The sequence below is a fragment of the Pandoraea sp. NPDC090278 genome (genome assembly GCF_044772185.1).
In the GTDB taxonomy this organism is placed as follows: domain Bacteria; phylum Pseudomonadota; class Gammaproteobacteria; order Burkholderiales; family Burkholderiaceae; genus Pandoraea.
On sequence record NZ_JBIVYJ010000007.1, the window covers coordinates 75,202 to 91,115 of the forward strand.

Consider the following 15,914-nt stretch of genomic DNA (forward strand, 5'->3'; position numbering starts at 1 on the left):
GTCATCTTAACCGACACACTTGCTCGGTGCCGCTCACGTCACACGCAAGAATTTCTTGCCAAAGCGCACGACGCCGCGCTACAGTCGCCGTCACGGTGTGGCCAGCACACCGGCGTCGCTCGGACGGTTCCGGGCGCTTACGTTCCAGGGTTCAACATGTCCAGCTCTCAGGGCTCGCGCAGCTTTGCGCGCATCAATCGTCTTCCCCCGTACGTTTTCAACATCACCGCCGAACTGAAGATGGCTGCGCGCCGTCGTGGCGAAGACATCATCGATCTGTCGATGGGCAACCCCGATGGGGCCACGCCGCCGCATATCGTCAGCAAGCTCGTCGAAGTCGCACAACGTCCCGATACGCACGGGTACTCGACCTCGCGCGGCATTCCGCGTCTGCGTCGCGCCATCACGCGCTGGTACAAGGACCGCTACGACGTCGAACTCGACCCGGAGCGCGAAGCCATCGTCACCATCGGTTCGAAGGAAGGCCTCGCCCACCTGATGCTCGCCACGCTGGATCAGGGCGACACGGTGCTCGTGCCGAATCCGTCCTACCCGATTCACATCTACGGCGCGGTTATCGCCGGTGCGAACATCCGCTCCGTGCCGATGACGCCCGGCATCGACTTCTTCACCGAACTCGAACGCGGCATTCGCGAAAGCCATCCGAAGCCCAAGATGGTGATTCTCGGCTTCCCCTCGAATCCCACGGCGCAATGCGTCGAGCTGGAATTCTTCGAACGCGTCGTCGACCTCGCGCGCAAACACGACATTCTCGTGGTGCACGATCTGGCCTATGCCGACATCGTGTATGACGGCTACAAAGCACCGTCGATCATGCAGGTGCCCGGCGCGCAGGACGTCGCCGTCGAATTCTTCACGCTGTCCAAAAGCTACAACATGGCGGGTTGGCGTATCGGCTTCATGGTCGGCAATGCGGAATTGGTCGCCGCACTCGCGCGCATCAAGAGCTACCACGACTACGGCACGTTCACGCCGGTTCAGGTCGCCGCCATTGCCGCACTCGAAGGCGATCAGACGTGCGTCGAGGAAATTCGCGAGCAATATCAGCGCCGCCGCGACGTGCTCTACAAAGGGCTGACGGAAGCGGGTTGGGCGGTCGATCTGCCGAAGGCGTCGATGTACATCTGGGCACGCATTCCCGAACCGTACCGCGCGCTCGGCTCGCTCGAATTCGCCAAGAAGCTGCTTGCACAGGCGAAGGTGTCGGTCTCGCCGGGCATCGGCTTCGGTGAGTATGGCGACGAATACGTGCGCTTCGCACTGATCGAAAACGAGTCGCGTATTCGTCAGGCCGTGCGTGGCATCAAGCACATGTTCCGTGAAGACGGACTGGTGCAGCCGACCGTCGCGTAAGCGTCAACAATACCGCCGAATAGTACATCGGGGCGCACTCGCTAGAGGCGCCCCGATGTATTTCGGGCGTCAAAGACGATGAAGACAGCCGCGACTAAGGCAGGTCTGTCAGATACCGGCTCGGCGCATCTCCCAGCACCCGCCGAAATGCCGCAGTGAAGGCGCTGGGACTGCCGTACCCGAGATCGAACGCTACACGCGTCACCGACTGCCCGTCACTCAAGCGCTCGAGCGCCGCCATCAGACACACCTGATGACGCCACTGCGCAAAGCTCACCCCCGTCTCCTCCCGAAAGTGTCGCGTGAAGGTGCGGCGACTCATCGACGCCATCGCCGCGACGGCATCGAGATCCAGCGCCATCGACGGCGACGCGAACACATTGCGGCAGACCTTAGCGAGCCTCGCATCGGCAGGCAACGGCGCATGGAGCATCAGACGCGGCATCGCCGCAATCTCCGCCAACAGCAACGCCATGAGCTTGCCGTCGCGCGCGTCTTCGTCATACATCGGCGGCAGGTCGATGGCGTAGTCCAGCAGTTGCCTGAGCAGCGGCGACACCGCGTACACACAACACTCGGCCGGTAGTCCCGCAGACGCCGACGCCTCAGGAGTCACGAAGGTGTTGAGCATCGTCACTGGCCCGCTCATCGTCATCTCGTGCGTGACGCCCGCAGGGACCCAGCACGCCCGCTGCGGCGGAACGAACCAGCGCCCCTCCGGCGTCGACACGGTAATCATGCCGCGCGACGCCAACGCAAACTGGCCGCGCGCGTGGGCATGCGCGGGGAAGGTCAGTCCCGCAGGGTAGTCGTTGGTGGCAACCACCACACTGCGCGGCAGATGCTCGTATGGATCGATTGAGACGTTTCTCATGACCCGAATTCTACAGTGAACGACCCACCATCGACGGCGGGCGGTTTTTCGTGTCGTTAGGATGAGCGCGTCCCATTCTGATTCCACAAGCAAGATGCCCAACACCTTTCATCGCGTCGGCTACGGCCCACATGCCGTGCTCGTTCTACACGGCTGGTTCGGCGACGCCCGCTCCTTCCACGACTGCGAACCCTGGCTTTCGCGCGACATGTTCAGCTATGTCTTCATGGACTATCGCGGTTATGGCGGCATGCGTGACGCCCGAGGCGCTTACACCATCGACGAAATCGCGCGTGACGCCCTCGGGCTGGCCGACGCCATGGATCTCACCACGTTCAGTCTGATCGGGCACTCGATGGGCGGCATGGCCATCGAGAAAATTGCGGCCGTTGCCCCGCAACGCGTGCGCAAGCTCATCCCTGTCGCGCCCGTACCTTGCGGCGGCATATCGTTCGATCCAGAGCGTCGCGCACTGTTCGAGAACGCCGCAACCTCGCTCGAAGATCGCATGGCGATCATCGCCCGCAGCACGGGCCACCGACTGCCAGCTTCATGGATCAACTGGAAGGCCACCTACTCGGCAACGCATTCGTCAATGGAGGCCTTCGCGGCCTATTTTCAGGCGTGGGCGGACACCGATTTCAGCGAGCAGCTCCATGTCGACGCGCCTATCAGAGTGCTCGTCGGCGAGCACGACCCGGTGTTCGATACCGATATGATGCGACGCACTTATCTGCAACGTTATGCGAACGCGAGCGTCGAGGTCATTGCCAACGCAGGGCACTACCCCATGAACGAGACGCCGCTAGCGCTGGTGAGCGCCATCGAATCGTTCCTTCGCGAGTAGCGCCGATATCGTCGCATCGTTTCAAAAAACAATGGGGAGTCCGCAGACTCCCCATCGACGCGCCAACTGCGCCTTTCAACAGAGCGATAGACCGCCGTCAGGCGGGCAACCACTCCTGCAACGTCACCTCGATGGTGATGAACGAGAGGTTGCCGCCGCGCACAAAGCGTCCTGCGAACATGCGCCCCTCGGTGTCCGCCACCATGCCGTGCAGCATCGGCATGGCACTCGCTGCCCCAGGACGCGCATCCACCTCGCCGAACACGTTGAGGATCTCGACCCCGGGACCGTTCACCACCTGCTCGCGCCAGCCGTCGCCAGCGCGAAACGCCAGCCTCGCATCGATCAGACTCCCGACCGCGCCACGCACGATCGCGCGCGCAATCGCATGCTCGGCGCACAGCGCCTCGATGCTTTCCGTCAGATCCTGATTCGGCTTAAGACGCGCCACCACCAACCTGCCCAACGTGCCATTTTCGATGGCGACGGGAACATCCAGCGCGACGCTCATGACAGTTCTCCCGCCACCGGACGCAACAGATGGAACCGCGTCTCCTCGTCGTCGCCCGTCACGTAACCGCCGTGCGCAAAGAGACACAGACGAATCACCACCGGTTCGTCTCCGGCCCACGTGTGATCGAGGATCAGATGCCCGCCATGCAGCTCGCCCGACGGATCGGAGAAGCCCGCATGACAATGCATCAGCGTCGCGCCGTCGGCCGTTCGGCCCACGGTAATCGCGCCGCCGATCAGATCGACTTCACGCATCTCGTCGACCGGCTGCCCATAGCCGAAGGGACGATCCGCATCCGTCGTGTTCTCGATCATGTGGTACCGCAGACCTCGCGCGGTCCCCGCACAGAAACGCCCGACGCCGCCGCCGTACGCATAGCGGGATAACGCCGCGCGTAAAGCCTCGCCGAGATTGGCACCAGTCCGGATCGTCACGCGCAGTTCGTGCTGCCCGCTCAACACGCAGTCTTCCACACGGGCTAACGTGGGGGCGCCAGCATGTCGATAGACCCGTGAAAGCGCAGGTTTCATAGTCGATAGTCTCCTTGCTCTTCGAGCATCGTCTTGATTTGCTTCTTCACGATCTTGCCGTAGCCCGATTTGGGCATGGCACTCCAGAACACGAAGCGACGCGGCCACTTGTAGCGGGCAATACGCGCTTCGAGATGTCCGAGCAGTTCATCGGCCTGTGCGGCCATGCCTTCCCGGGCGACCACCACTGCAAGCCCGCTCTCACCCCATTTCGGGTCGGGCACGCCCAGCACCGCACACTCCGACACGCACGGATGCGTGAGCAGCGCTTCTTCGATCTCGCGCGGGTAGACGTTCGAGCCACCCGAGATGTACATGTCCGACGCACGGCCCGTGATGTACAGGAACCCCTGCGCATCCACATGACCCAGGTCGCCGGTGTGGAACCAGTCGTCCTTGAACGCCTTGGCGTTGGCGTCCGGATTGTTGTGATACCCCATGAAGACGGCCGGACCGCGCACGCAGATTTCGCCCGACGCGAACGCCGGTTGACGCTGCCCCTGCTCGTCCAGAATCGCCACTTCCATACCGGTGCGCGGCACCCCGCACGTGCCGACGCGCGCATCGGGCGCATCGTCGTCATCGCTGTGCAGCCACGGCGGCAGCACCGTGATGTTGCCCGTCACCTCGCCCAGTCCGTAGTACTGCACCAGCACACGGCCCAGCTTCTGCAACGCGTACTTCTGATCGGCGCGGTACATCGGCGCGCCCGCATAGATCACGAAGCGCAGCGAGCTATGGTCGTAGCAGTCCACCGCCGGATCTTCCACCAGCATCTTGACGATGGTCGGCACCGTGAACATGTTGTCGACCCGGTGACGCTCGACCGCCTGCCAGACCTGTTCCGCGTCCATCTTTTCGCCCGGCAGCAACACACTGGCCGCGCCGCGCGCCGTGTTGACGATGGCGTGAATGCCCGCGCCATGCGAGAGCGGCGCGACGACCATCGAGCGGCTGCGATATGTGATGCCAGGCATCAGATCGGCCAGATGGTTGGTGACGACGAACGCCATCTGCCCATGCGAGAGCACGCCCGCCTTCGGATGGCCGGTCGTACCCGAGGTGTAGAAGAACCACAGCGGATCCTCGTACTCCACCTCCTCCTCGTACCCCTCTGCCCCCATATGTTCGGCAACGAGCGTCTCGTAATGCAGCTCGCCCGCACGCGGCGCACCGAGGGCGATGACGTGTCGCAATGCGGGCGACGCCGCACGTACCGCATCGACGTGGCCTTCGAAACCCGCGTCGTAAATCATCACGCAAGCGCCGCTCGACTGCCCCAGATACGCCGCCTCGGGGGCGGTGATGCGGAAGTTCGTCGGCACCCACACGGCCCCGAGGCGAAACGCAATCCACGCGCTCTCGAAAATCGGCAGGTTGTTACGCGAGTGCACGAGCAACTTGTCGCCCTTCTTCACACCGAGCTTGCGCAGCGCGTCGACGGCCGCGTTCACGCGGGCATCGATCTCGCCCCACGTCGTGACGTTGTCGCCAACGATCAAACCCGGTTCGTCCGGGTGCCGCCGCGCGACGGCGGCCAACATCCGGCCGAGGTTCATGACCTTCTTGAGCATTTCTCGTCTCCTTGATGGCCCGGCACGCTTAGCGCGCTTCGAGAATGCTCACGTAGTTCGCCACGGCCGCGCCGCCCATGTTGAAGACGCCCGCCAGCTTCGCATCGGGAATCTGCATGTCGCCCGCCGTTCCCGTCAGTTGCATGGCCGCCATCACGTGCATCGAGACACCGGTAGCCCCCACCGGATGCCCCTTCGCTTTCAGACCGCCCGACGGATTCACCGGCAGCAGCCCGTTCTTTTCCGTCAACCCTTCGGCGAGGACACTCGCACCCTGTCCCGGCTTGGCCAGCCCCATCGCTTCGTATTCGATGAGTTCGGCGATGGTGAAGCAATCGTGCGTCTCGACCAGCGACAGATCCTTGAGCGAGACCCCAGCCACGCCCAGCGCCTGACGCCACGCATGCTGGCCGCCTTCGAACGCCAGCGGGTCGCGTCGCGAGAGCGGCAGGTAATCGTTGACCTGCACAGCCGCGCGGAAGCCGACCGCCTTGGGCATGCTGCGTGCGACGTCGGCCTTCGAGATGACCAGCGCGGCGGCACCGTCGGACACCATCGAGCAGTCGGTACGCTTGAGCGGACCGGCCACGAACGGGTTCTTCTCGGAGACGTTGCGGCAGAAGTCGTAACCGAAGTCGCGACGCATATGCGCATACGGATTCACCGATCCGTTGCGGTGGTTCTTCGCCGCAATGCGCGCAAGTGCGTCGGACTGATCGCCGTAGCGGTCGAAGTAGGCCTGCGCGATGGTGCCGAACACGCCCGCGAAGCCACCGGGAATCCCGGCCTCTTCACGCGCATACGAACACTTGAGCAGCACTTCGCCGACCTGCGGCGTGGCGAGTTCGGTCATCTTTTCGAAGCCGATCACGAGCACGTGCGTGGCTTTGCCCGCTTCGATGGATTGCAGCCCGCCGTGCACCGCGGCCGAACCGGTCGCGCACGCATTCTCGTAGCGCGTGGCGGGTTTGAAACGCAGGCCGGGAATGCGGTTGAAGATGAGCGACGACGGGAAGTCCTGATACAGGAACCCGCCGTTGAAGGTGCCGACGTGAATGGAGTCGATCTGTTCGGGCGAAAGGCCCGCATCGTCGAGGGCGGCCTGGGCGACGTCGGCCAACAGGACCTCGGCGTCGACGTTATCGAGTTTGCCGAACTGGGAGTGGGCCCAGCCGGTAAGGCATGCAGCAACCATGAAGTGTCTCCGGAAAATTGGGGTCATCCAGACTCCGGTGAGCAATTTCGATGCCAGATCCCTGCAAGGCGTTTGTTCGCTGGCAGCGCAACGCCTGATCTGTCACATCGACGGCTCGGTCAGTCGTCGTTGCGAGGTCGTTCCCTTGCTGCGCTTTTGGCGCCTATGCAATTGACGCAAGCGTAAAGCGGGAGTCACTGGCCCATCAAGTGAATTCTTAAGCACGCCAGATGAAGAAAATTTGCTGTACCGCAGCAATGACCCGCACACCGAAATGCATGCGACACCTGTCGCACCGTGCGCGGCGGCATTTGCGACAGGTGTCGCAAGGCGTCGGCGAAATGCGACAGGTGTCACACCCGCATGTTTGCTGTGTTCAGCCGAGCACCGCGCGTGCAGCAAAACGCGCCACGCCCTCGACATCGCCGCGAAGGCTTGTTGCGCCTGATGAAAGGCGCCTGACAGGCGCATGGCGCACGCGCAGCACGCCCCCCGGGAATTCACTAATGCTTAACAACGTAAGGGTTTTCCCGTTCGGATGCCGAACTGGCATTCGATTTGCGTAAGATTAGCCAGCCACTTTTCCGAGTTGGCCGGGACGTTGCATGGCAACACGTATGCACGGCCCGCGCTTCAGACGCAGTCACCAAACCAAAAAACAGGAGACATGCAGTATGAGCACCATGGATCGCCGCCACTTCATCAAGGTTGTGGCCGCCACATCGGCCGCCGCCGCTACGGGGTTGTATCAAACGCAGGCACACGCTGCCGAATTCACGCTGAAGTTCGCCAATAACCTGCCGGTCAGCCATCCGATGAACATCCGCGCCAAGGAGATGGCGCAGAAGATCGCGGAGCAATCGAAAGGCCGCATCGACTTCCAGATCTATCCGAACAATCAGCTCGGCTCCGACAGCGACATGCTGAGCCAGATTCGCTCGGGCGCCATCGACTACTTCACGCTCTCGCCGCTGATTCTCGGCACGCTCGTGCCTGCCGCGCAGATTTCGGGCGTGGGCTTCGCGTTCAAGGACTACAGCCAGGTGTGGGCGGCCATGGACGGCGATCTCGGTGCGCACGTGCGCGGCCAGATCTCGAAGACGACCGTGTTCGCGTTCGACAAGATCTGGGAGAACGGTTATCGCCAGATCACCACGAGCAGCCGTCCGATCAACTCGCCGACCGATCTCAAGGGTCTGAAGATCCGAGTCCCGACGAGCCCACTGTGGACGTCGATGTTCAAGGCGTTCGATTCGTCGCCCACGTCGATCAACTTCGCCGAAGTGTATTCGGCCCTGCAAACGCACATCGTCGAAGCGCAGGAAAACCCGCTGGCGCTGCTGACCACGGCCAAGCTCTACGAAGTGCAGAAGTACGTGTCGATGACGAATCACATGTGGGACGGCTTCTGGTTCCTCGCCAACAAGCAGAAGTGGGACAAGCTGCCGAAGGACCTTCAGGAGATTGTCACCGCCAACGTGAACGCCGCCGCCGTGGCGCAACGCGACGACGTGCGCAAGCTCAACGAAGGTGTGACGGCCGAGCTCAAGCAGAAGGGTCTGGTGTTCAACGCCCCGAACAATGAGCAGTTCCGCGACAAACTTCGCTCGGCCGGTTTCTACGCCGAATGGCACAAGAAGTTTGGCGACGAAGCATGGGCCATGTTGGAAAAGTACACTGGGAAGCTCGCGTAAATGGAAACGTTGACGATGACGGCCGAGCCGACGCACGCGCTCGCCCGCCTCTTCTGCCACGTCAACCGCGCGGTGATGAAAGTCACCGAGGCGGTTGCCGTGCTGCTGGTGGTGGCGGAAACTCTCATCCTGCTCGCGGGCGTGATCTCGCGTTACGGGTTCGACAATCCGCTCACGTGGTCGGATGAGCTCGCGCAGATTCTGTTCATCTGGCTCTCGATGCTCGGTGCCGTACTCGCCCTCGACCGGGGCGAGCACATGCGCTTGTCCGCCATCGTCAACAAACTTCCCGCTGCCTGGCGCGACTGGTTCCAGACCATGGCCGCGCTGACGGTGTGCGTGTTCGTCGCGCTCATCATCATGCCCGCGTACACGCATGCCATCGAACAGATGGACATCACCACGCCCGCGCTGGAAATCCCCGACGGGCTGCGCGCAGCCGCCCTGCCGGTGGGCGCGGCGCTCATGCTCATTGCCGCGATCTCGCGCATGGCGCGCTGCTCCAGTGTGCGTCAGTTCGGCCTCGGCGTGCTGTTCGTCGCGGCCCTCGGTGCGGCGCTCTGGCTCGGCCGTCCCGCGTTGATCGCGATGGGCAACTACAACCTGCTGATCTTCTTCGTGCTGATCGTCGGCGCATGCGTGGCCGGTGGCATTCCGATTGCGTTTGCCTTCGGGACTGCCACGCTCGCCTATCTGGCGCTTGTGACGGACGCACCGTTGCAAATCGTCGTCAGCCGTATGGACGAAGGCATGTCCGGCCTCGTGCTGTTGTCCGTGCCGCTGTTCGTGCTGCTAGGCGCCCTCATCGAGATGAGCGGTCTGGCACGTAGCCTGATCGAGTTCATGGCGTCGCTGCTCGGCCACGTGCGCGGCGGCCTGCAATACGTGCTGCTCGGTGCGATGTTCCTCGTCTCCGGCATCTCCGGCTCGAAGGCGGCAGACATGGCTGCCGTCGCCCCGGCGCTGTTCCCCGAGATGCAACGTCGCGGCTCGAAGCAGGAAGACCTGGTCGCACTGCTGTCCGCCACGGGAGCGATGACGGAGACTATTCCGCCGAGCCTCGTACTTATCACCATCGGTGCAGTGTGCGGTGTCTCGATCACGGCGCTCTTCGTCGGCGGTCTGTTACCCGCCGTGATCGCCACGCTCGCCATCGTCGTGGTGTGCTTTGCCCGCTCGCGCAAGGAAGCGCCGAGCGCAGCACGTCGTGCACCGTGGGGTGTGATCGGCAAGACGTTTATCGTCGCGCTGCCCGCCCTCGCGCTGCCGATCCTGATCCGCACGGCGGTGATCGAAGGTGCGGCCACGGCGACCGAAGTCTCGACCATCGGTATCGCTTACACGATCGTAATCGGCTTGATCGTCCACGCCTTCAAGAAGCATCTGAACTTCAAGCGTCTCTATCCGCTGCTCACGGAAACGGCTGCACTCTCCGGCGCGATTCTGCTGATCATCGGCATGGCGACGGCCATGGCCTGGGCGCTCACGCAATCGGGTTTCTCCGCGAAGCTGGTCGGCCTGATGCACGGCGTGCCGGGCGGACAAGTCGGCTTCCTGCTCATCTCGATGGTCGTGTTCATCGTGCTCGGCAGCGTGCTCGAAGGGATTCCAGCCATCGTGCTGTTCGGCCCGCTGCTGTTCCCGGTCGCCCGCTCGCTCGGCATTCACGACGTGCACTACGCGATGGTCGTCATCCTCTCGATGGGCATGGGCCTGTTCGCGCCGCCGCTCGGCGTGGGCTTCTACGCCGCATGCGCCATCGGCAAGACGTCGCCCGACAAAGTATTCAACCGGATGTGGACCTACATGGGCGCGCTACTCGTCGCCCTGCTCATCGTGGTCTTCATCCCCTGGATCTCGATCGGTTTCCTGAAGTAACGCTAACCCCTTAACGGTCTCGCGATATCACCGACGGGCTCCGCCACGCTGCTGGCGGCGGGGCCCGTGCTGTAGCCATCAGTACATTTAGGAGTCCATAGCATGACGGAGAAGGTAGCAGTAGTCACGGGCGGTGGAATGGGTATCGGTGCCGCCATTTGCGAACGTCTGATCAAGGACGGCATGACGGTTGTCGTGGCCGACCTGAACGAAGGCGCGGCGAGCGAGACGGCCGCAGCGCTGAGTGCGTCGGGTGGCCGCGCGTGGGCGCTGGGCATGAATGTGGGTGAGGAGGCGTCGATTGCCGACGGCTTCGCGCAGATCGCCAAGCGGCATGGGCGCTGCGACGTGCTGGTGAACAATGCGGGCGTGGCCAAGACGTTCCCGTTTCTCGACTACCCGCTCGATCACTGGCATCAGGTCATGGCCGTCAATCTGACGGGCACGCTACTGTGCGGCCAGCACGCCGCGCGGCTCATGCGCGAGCAGCGCTGGGGACGGATCGTCAATCTGGCGTCGGTCGCGGGCATTCTCGCCAGTGCCGGACGCACGGCTTACGGCACGTCCAAGGCGGCGGTCATCGGACTGACGCGTCAGATGGCCATCGAACTCGCGCCGTTCGGTATCACCGCCAATGGGATCGCCCCCGGCCCCATCGACACGCCGCTGACCAAAGTGCTGCACTCGGACGTTTCGCGCCGTCATTACACAGAGACGACGCCGCTCGGGCGCTACGGGCAGCCGCATGAAATCGCCGGTGCAGTGAGCTTTCTCGCGTCGGACGACGCATCGTATGTCACCGGCCATATCCTGCCGGTCGACGGCGGCTTCGTCGCCGCCGGGATTCTGGAAATCTGACGAAGGAAAGCGCGACGAAATCGTCTCACGCCATTCCTGTTAGCCTCAAAGCACGCTGGTGTCCGGCAGATCGGGCACCAGCCGCGCGCCGGGCGCACGCTGCATGTCGCGCCACACGCTGCGCGCATTTTCCACGAACGTCGCCACGCACGGGTTGTGATTGTCCCGGCTCCATAGCAGCGCCACCTCCGCCACCGGCGCATTGCGCAGCGGCTTGAACACCGCGTTGCCGGACGCACTCGCGCTGCTCATCGACATCGGCACCATCGCCACACCCAGTCCTTCCCCCACGAGGTTGATGATCGTCTGCTGAAGGTTCGTTTCGAGCCGGATGTGCGGCGAGAACCCGGAGCGGCGGCAGTGGGTCACGACCAGATCGTAGACGAGCGGTGCAATCTCACGCGGGATGCTCACGAACGACTCCTCAGCCAGTTGCGCGGCGTCGAGCACGCGCACCTTCGCCAGCGGGTGCGTGCGGGGAATCACCGCCACCATCTCTTCGCGAAACACCGTTGCCGTGTCCAGGCCGGTCAGATCCTCCGGGCGATACATGATGCCGACGTCGGTCTGACCCGCGCGCACAGCCTCTGCCAACAGGTTGGGCAGCGTCTCCGCAAGCTTCATGTCGACACGCGAGAACGCCGCCGCGTACGTCCGCGTGAGCGCTGGCAGGATGTTGTACGCCGAGGACATCATGAAGCCGACCGTAATCGCGCCATCCTCCCCCCGGCTGGCCGCCACCACGTTGCGGCGCGCGCGATCGACCGAGTTGAGAATTTCCACTGCGTCCTGATAGAAGCGATTGCCCGCCCGCGTGAGTCGCACGCTGCGGTTCGTGCGCTCGAACAACTGCACGCCCAGCTCCGCTTCCATCAAGGCGATCTGACGCGAGAGCGGCGGCTGAGAGATATGCAACTGCTGGGCCGCGCGGCCGAAGTGCAGTGTCTGCGCGAGCACCACGAAATACTGGAAATGGCGCAATTCGATCATTTGATACCCCTGAGGTATTAATAGCGCATCAATATTGTATTGGATGTTATGACTGCGCGGTCGTATCCTGCTTTGGCGGTAGGTCACCCGAGCCGACCGCGACATAAAGAGACGTCAGGAATCGCCAGGCCACAAGCCACCGACGGCGCCCTTTCGTACCAATACGAGAAGGAGACAAGTCATGCCCGCTCACCTCGCTGTAGCGTCCGCCCCCGCTCGACCTGTCGGCCACGCCGCCCCCCTCGGCGCAGCCAGCGCCCATAGTGCCAATACCGCTTTCAACAACATCGCCGCGCTTGCCGAGCATGTAGTGCGCGTGCCAGCCGCTACCGCGCCAGCCCCGGCGTCCCGTCAGCTTCGCCCCGATTACCTCGCCATCGACGATCTGTGCGGCACCGATGCCCGCATGCGCGATCTGCTCGCGCGCGGCAAACGCTTCGTCGACCGTGGCCTGTCCGTGCTGATTCTCGGTGAGACGGGCACCGGCAAAGAGTTTCTCGCCCGCGCATTACACGAATACAGCGAGCGACGCGCACAGTCGTTCGTCGCCATCAATACGGCGTCGCTGCCGGAGCATCTGATCGAGAGTGAGCTGTTCGGCTATCAGCGTGGCGCCTTCTCCGGCGCGTTGCCTGGAGGGATGAAAGGGAAGATGCAGCAAGCCGATGGCGGCACGCTGTTCCTCGATGAAATCGGCGACATGCCCTACGCGATGCAGACGCGTTTGCTGCGCGTGCTTTCGGAACGTGAAGTCACGCCGCTAGGGGCGAGTCAGCCGGTGCCGGTCGATGTCCAACTGATCTGTGCCACGCATCAGGATCTGGCAAGCGCTGTCGCACAAGGCACGTTCCGTGAAGACCTCTACTACCGGATTGCCGTCGGCGTGCTGACGCTGCCCACCTTGCGTGAGCGCGACGACAAGCGCGAGCTGATCGCGCGCATGTTGTGCGACGAATGGCCAGACCTGCGTGTCGATCAGGCGCTCGCGCGTGTGACGTCCGACGCGCTCTCGTGTCTTCTCACGCATGCGTGGCCGGGGAATTTGCGTCAGATGCGCGCGGCATTGCGATATGCGTGTGCCGTGATGAGTGGGGAACGCTTGTGTGTGGACGATCTGCCACCGGAATTTGCGTCCTCGCCTGCATTGCATTCGACGCACTCAGCGAATCGCCACGAGGAAACGCGCGACGTCCGGATCGAGGAAACGGCCTATACCGCCAGCGTTGCTTCGCACACGCAATATCGTGCACACGACGCGTCACACGAGCCGCACGATCAGGAACGCGAACGCATTCTGCAAGCGCTCGCACAACATCGCTGGAACATTTCAGCAGCGGCGCGCACGCTGGGATTTTGTCGTGCGTCGCTATATCGCAAGCTCAAGCAGTTGAGCATTCCGCATGTTCGCGACTGCGGCGAAGCCCTCAGCACAAGGCAATACGCCTAGTTTTTTCGACACAAAAATCGCAGGCAAAAAAAAGCGCGGCCGATGAGGCCGCGCCAAGGTTTGGAGACTTTTCACTCAACGCAAAAGTCTACTTCTCGCGGAACGTAGTATAGGTGCGCATCCGAAAATCATTGTCATCATTCGACGCAATGAATTATTCGGCGACTCGCAATAGTCCGTAAAACCCCATAAATAAAGGCCTTTTTTGCTCGCGCCGATTTCTCGCGCTTGCCAACATCTCAGAAATGGCTCAATGCGCGCGAGTACGTGAGCCCTATGACAGCGAGATGGCAGCCACCTGACACGGCGATGAATCGCTCTCTATATAGCGACGTCGCACATCGCGACAACGCGCTCACTTCCTCACACAAATTCACATCGCACTTTTCACGCGATGCATCGGGCGTGCGAGCCGTCACTGCCGCGCGCATTCACTGCGATGGAACTTAACGCGAACACGCATGTCGCGCGCAAAACCAGTGCTGGCAATGCTTCGCGCGCGCTTTCACTTGCACACCACACTGTGTCCCGAGCGCAACACACATCGCTTGCATCGCGATTTCTCGCCTACGCTTAATCAAGCCAATCCCTTGTCCGACAACGCTTTAGGACGTGTCTCACAGATTCTTTTCATATCTGAAATAGATTCTTGCGGATTCTGAAATAGGCGGGAGTAGCAGCGACTCATACACTGCCCCCTGTCAACAGAGCAGTGCCGATAGCTGTACGGGTCCGCGAGTGATGAAGCGTGATGAATCGTCACCTCGACATGTTCTGTTTCGCCGCGTTCTGTTTACACGCGAATTCTGCGATTCGTGTCACGTTACTGGAGCTTAAACCATGAAAAAAACTCTTCTTGCCGCTGCCGTCGTCGGCGCGTTCTCGATGACCGCGCACGCTCAAAGCAGCGTCACCCTGTACGGCTTGATCGACGCTGGCGTCGCTTACACGAGCAACTCGACGACGTCGTCGGCTTCGGGTTCGAAGAACTTCCGTGCAACGAGCGGCCTGGTCAACGGCAGCCGTTGGGGCCTGAAGGGCTCGGAAGACCTGGGTGGCGGTAACAAGGCCATCTTCGTGCTGGAAAACGGTTTCTCGATCAACAACGGCACGTCGGGCCAAAACGGCCGCATGTTCGGTCGTCAAGCCTTCGTTGGTCTGCAAAACGACCGCTTCGGCGCTGTGACGATCGGTCGTCAGTACGACTCGCTGGTCGACTACCTGGCACCGCTGACCCTGAACGGTTCGTCGTTCGGCGGCACGATCGCTTCGCACCCGTATGACAACGACAACACGAACAACTCGTTCCGTGTGAACAACTCGGTCAAGTACTCGAGCGCCAACTACAACGGCCTGACGTTCGGCGGCCTGTATGGCTTCTCGAACAAGGCTGGTGACTTCGCCAACAACCGTGCATTCAGCGCCGGCGTGAACTACGCAAACGGCCCGCTGACGGTTGCTGCTGCTTACTTGGAGCGTCAAGGCAATCCGGGTAACAACAACGGCACGGGCGCTGTCGACACGTCGAACGGCGGTGACTCGGTGTTCCAGTCGTCGAAGCAACGCGTCTGGGGTATCGGTGGTAACTACGCCTTCGGCCCGGCAACGGTCGGCCTGGTGTACACCCACACCCAACTTCAAGGTCTGACGGGTCTGAACTACAACAGCACCGCAGTTGCTTTCGGCAACGACGGCCTGAAGTTCGACAACTTCGAAGTCAACGGTCGCTACATGCTGACCCCGGCAGTCTCGCTGTCGGCCGCGTACACGTACACGATGGCCAAGCAAGATTCGACGGACAAGAAGCCGAAGTTCCACACCGTTACGCTGCAAGCTGACTACCGTCTGTCGAAGCGCACCGATGTGTACCTGACGGGTTCGTACCAGCACATCTCCGACAACGAAGGCACGGGCCTCCAAGCCGGTGTCGGCGCTGCCGGCGGTATGTCGTCGACCAGCTCGCAAACCGTTGTGGGCACGGGCATCCGTCACCGCTTCTAAGCATCGAAGTGGCGTGAGCACCGACAGTCGTATCGCGGTGCTCCTGACATGAAAATGGCAGCCTTCGGGCTGCCATTTTTTATTGCGCGAACTTATTGCCTGGGCGCTACGACGCCGCGTAAAACAGCGCCGCCCGTC

General features: G+C 62.3%; 13 protein-coding genes. 7 read left to right on the forward strand and 6 right to left on the reverse strand.

The genetic code is table 11. From position 1 onward, the window contains the following. Positions 1-156: 156 nt before the first annotated feature. A complete protein-coding gene (gene alaC / locus ACIQWO_RS23250) occupies positions 157-1,374 on the forward strand; it encodes an alanine transaminase (protein WP_150740250.1) in 1,218 nt (405 codons plus the stop codon). A gap of 94 nt (positions 1,375-1,468) precedes the next feature. Here the strand turns inward: alaC and ACIQWO_RS23255 are convergent, their stop codons facing one another. Further along, entirely contained in the window at positions 1,469-2,248 is a 780-nt protein-coding gene (locus ACIQWO_RS23255) for an AraC family transcriptional regulator (RefSeq protein WP_402829320.1), read from the reverse strand. A 94-nt stretch (positions 2,249-2,342) separates the two neighbouring features. Here ACIQWO_RS23255 and ACIQWO_RS23260 point away from each other — a divergent pair, with 94 nt between their 5' ends. After that, on the forward strand, positions 2,343-3,095 hold the full coding sequence (locus ACIQWO_RS23260) for an alpha/beta fold hydrolase (RefSeq protein WP_402829322.1): 753 nt from the start codon (positions 2,343-2,345) through the stop codon (positions 3,093-3,095). Positions 3,096-3,192: 97 nt separating this feature from the next. On the opposite strand, the gene ACIQWO_RS23265 is transcribed toward ACIQWO_RS23260, so the two are convergent. Genes ACIQWO_RS23265 through ACIQWO_RS23280 form a run of 4 tightly spaced genes read right to left on the reverse strand, consistent with a single transcriptional unit; the run spans position 3,193 to position 6,908 of the window. Beyond that, on the reverse strand, positions 3,193-3,606 hold the full coding sequence (locus ACIQWO_RS23265; protein WP_402829324.1) for a PPC domain-containing DNA-binding protein: 414 nt from the start codon (positions 3,604-3,606) through the stop codon (positions 3,193-3,195). Further along, positions 3,603-4,139: a hypothetical protein gene (locus ACIQWO_RS23270; protein ID WP_402829326.1), complete on the reverse strand. Its 537-nt coding sequence runs from the start codon at positions 4,137-4,139 to the stop codon at positions 3,603-3,605. Before ACIQWO_RS23270 ends, ACIQWO_RS23265 begins: the two co-directional genes overlap by 4 nt. Beyond that, entirely contained in the window at positions 4,136-5,713 is a 1,578-nt protein-coding gene (locus ACIQWO_RS23275; protein ID WP_402829328.1) for an acyl-CoA synthetase, read from the reverse strand. The genes ACIQWO_RS23270 and ACIQWO_RS23275 overlap by 4 nt, the downstream gene beginning before the upstream one ends. A gap of 28 nt (positions 5,714-5,741) precedes the next feature. Further along, positions 5,742-6,908: an acetyl-CoA acetyltransferase gene (locus ACIQWO_RS23280; protein WP_039400636.1), complete on the reverse strand. Its 1,167-nt coding sequence runs from the start codon at positions 6,906-6,908 to the stop codon at positions 5,742-5,744. A gap of 674 nt (positions 6,909-7,582) precedes the next feature. Here ACIQWO_RS23280 and ACIQWO_RS23285 point away from each other — a divergent pair. The 3 genes from ACIQWO_RS23285 to ACIQWO_RS23295 all read left to right on the forward strand — a co-directional run bounded on the left by ACIQWO_RS23285 (position 7,583) and on the right by ACIQWO_RS23295 (position 11,338). Further along, on the forward strand, positions 7,583-8,602 hold the full coding sequence (locus ACIQWO_RS23285) for a TRAP transporter substrate-binding protein (RefSeq protein ID WP_402829330.1): 1,020 nt from the start codon (positions 7,583-7,585) through the stop codon (positions 8,600-8,602). 15 nt (positions 8,603-8,617) lie between these two features. Continuing rightward, the gene (locus tag ACIQWO_RS23290; protein WP_402829642.1) at positions 8,618-10,480 is read left to right on the forward strand and encodes a TRAP transporter large permease subunit; all 1,863 of its coding nucleotides are present in this window, start codon (positions 8,618-8,620) and stop codon (positions 10,478-10,480) included. Between the two features lie 102 nt (positions 10,481-10,582). Beyond that, on the forward strand, positions 10,583-11,338 hold the full coding sequence (locus ACIQWO_RS23295) for an SDR family NAD(P)-dependent oxidoreductase (RefSeq protein ID WP_402829332.1): 756 nt from the start codon (positions 10,583-10,585) through the stop codon (positions 11,336-11,338). 45 nt (positions 11,339-11,383) lie between these two features. Here ACIQWO_RS23295 and ACIQWO_RS23300 read toward each other — a convergent pair whose 3' ends face one another. Continuing rightward, on the reverse strand, positions 11,384-12,328 hold the full coding sequence (locus ACIQWO_RS23300) for a LysR family transcriptional regulator (RefSeq protein WP_402829334.1): 945 nt from the start codon (positions 12,326-12,328) through the stop codon (positions 11,384-11,386). A gap of 181 nt (positions 12,329-12,509) precedes the next feature. Between ACIQWO_RS23300 and ACIQWO_RS23305 the strand changes: the two genes are divergently transcribed. Together ACIQWO_RS23305 and ACIQWO_RS23310 are read left to right on the forward strand one after the other, a co-directional pair. Next, positions 12,510-13,775: a sigma-54-dependent Fis family transcriptional regulator gene (locus ACIQWO_RS23305; protein ID WP_402829336.1), complete on the forward strand. Its 1,266-nt coding sequence runs from the start codon at positions 12,510-12,512 to the stop codon at positions 13,773-13,775. 840 nt (positions 13,776-14,615) lie between these two features. Next, the gene (locus ACIQWO_RS23310; RefSeq protein ID WP_402829338.1) at positions 14,616-15,776 is read left to right on the forward strand and encodes a porin; all 1,161 of its coding nucleotides are present in this window, start codon (positions 14,616-14,618) and stop codon (positions 15,774-15,776) included. Positions 15,777-15,914 lie beyond the last annotated feature (138 nt).

Excerpts from the sequence above, each read along its gene's own strand:
- ACIQWO_RS23300 (WP_402829334.1), bottom strand. The coding sequence starts at position 12,328 with ATGATCGAATTGCGCCATTTCCAGTATTTCGTGGTGCTCGCGCAGACA.
- ACIQWO_RS23305 (WP_402829336.1), top strand. The coding sequence starts at position 12,510 with ATGCCCGCTCACCTCGCTGTAGCGTCCGCCCCCGCTCGACCTGTCGGC.
- ACIQWO_RS23275 (WP_402829328.1), bottom strand. The coding sequence starts at position 5,713 with ATGCTCAAGAAGGTCATGAACCTCGGCCGGATGTTGGCCGCCGTCGCG.
- ACIQWO_RS23265 (WP_402829324.1), bottom strand. The coding sequence starts at position 3,606 with ATGAGCGTCGCGCTGGATGTTCCCGTCGCCATCGAAAATGGCACGTTG.
- ACIQWO_RS23280 (WP_039400636.1), bottom strand. The coding sequence starts at position 6,908 with ATGGTTGCTGCATGCCTTACCGGCTGGGCCCACTCCCAGTTCGGCAAA.
- ACIQWO_RS23310 (WP_402829338.1), top strand. The coding sequence starts at position 14,616 with ATGAAAAAAACTCTTCTTGCCGCTGCCGTCGTCGGCGCGTTCTCGATG.
- ACIQWO_RS23260 (WP_402829322.1), top strand. The coding sequence starts at position 2,343 with ATGCCCAACACCTTTCATCGCGTCGGCTACGGCCCACATGCCGTGCTC.
- ACIQWO_RS23290 (WP_402829642.1), top strand. The coding sequence starts at position 8,618 with ATGACGGCCGAGCCGACGCACGCGCTCGCCCGCCTCTTCTGCCACGTC.
- ACIQWO_RS23255 (WP_402829320.1), bottom strand. The coding sequence starts at position 2,248 with ATGAGAAACGTCTCAATCGATCCATACGAGCATCTGCCGCGCAGTGTG.
- alaC (WP_150740250.1), top strand. The coding sequence starts at position 157 with ATGTCCAGCTCTCAGGGCTCGCGCAGCTTTGCGCGCATCAATCGTCTT.
- ACIQWO_RS23295 (WP_402829332.1), top strand. The coding sequence starts at position 10,583 with ATGACGGAGAAGGTAGCAGTAGTCACGGGCGGTGGAATGGGTATCGGT.
- ACIQWO_RS23270 (WP_402829326.1), bottom strand. The coding sequence starts at position 4,139 with ATGAAACCTGCGCTTTCACGGGTCTATCGACATGCTGGCGCCCCCACG.
- ACIQWO_RS23285 (WP_402829330.1), top strand. The coding sequence starts at position 7,583 with ATGAGCACCATGGATCGCCGCCACTTCATCAAGGTTGTGGCCGCCACA.